Genomic DNA, 713 nt, shown 5'->3' with positions numbered 1-713 from the left:
AGGCGTGTGAAGGTGAACAGGCGCTCGCCTGCTTCCTCCAGACTGTCGGCGATGGCGCGATGCTTCAACCGCCATTTGCGGATGAAGGCCTTGCGGCGAACCGCGATTTCCTCCGGCGTCGTCGCATAGATCATGTCGTTGTAATCGGAGGTGATCTCCTCGTGCAGGCGCTCCGGGGCATGCGCGAGCAGGTTTCTGTGCTTGTGAACCGTACAGCGTTGCACCGGCACGCCGTCCCAGACGGCGGCAATGGCTTTGTCGAGCCCCGGCGCGCCATCGACGATCAGGAACTCGGGACGCCTGAGCCCACGCTTGATGAGATCGCCGAGCACCGTGCGCCAGGCCTCGGCGCTCTCGCCGCCCATGCTTCTGATCGCGAGCAGCACTTTCTGGCCGTCGGCGCGTACCCCGAGGACAACGAGCAGCGAGATCGTGGTCGCCTTGCGGTCGAGCCGCACGCGAACGACGGTGCCGTCGAGGATCAGCCGCACGATCGGCTCCTCGGCCAGCGAGCGGCTATTCCAGGCGTCCCAGTCGCTTTTGACCTTGCGCCAGGTCCGGCTCACCGTGTCCTTGCCGACCGTCCCGCCGAACAGCGCCGCCAGCGCGCGACGTACCCGCCGCGTATTGGTGCCAGCGAGATAGCTGCTCGCGATCAGCGCGTCGGCGGCAAGCGTGCGCCGCTGATAGGCCCGCAGTGCTTGGCTCTTCCA

The 713-nt window shown here is 66.5% G+C and carries 1 protein-coding gene; it reads right to left on the bottom strand.

The features are described from left to right. Positions 1 to 713 (bottom strand): IS256 family transposase (locus AC5ZG5_RS46330; protein ID WP_496165587.1); only part of this gene is annotated, 713 nt, incomplete at both ends.

Source organism: Bradyrhizobium sp. Ses1 (assembly GCF_059512365.1).
The sequence above is the reverse complement of the archived record's forward strand: the minus strand, read 5'-3'. Positions and strand labels throughout refer to the sequence as shown.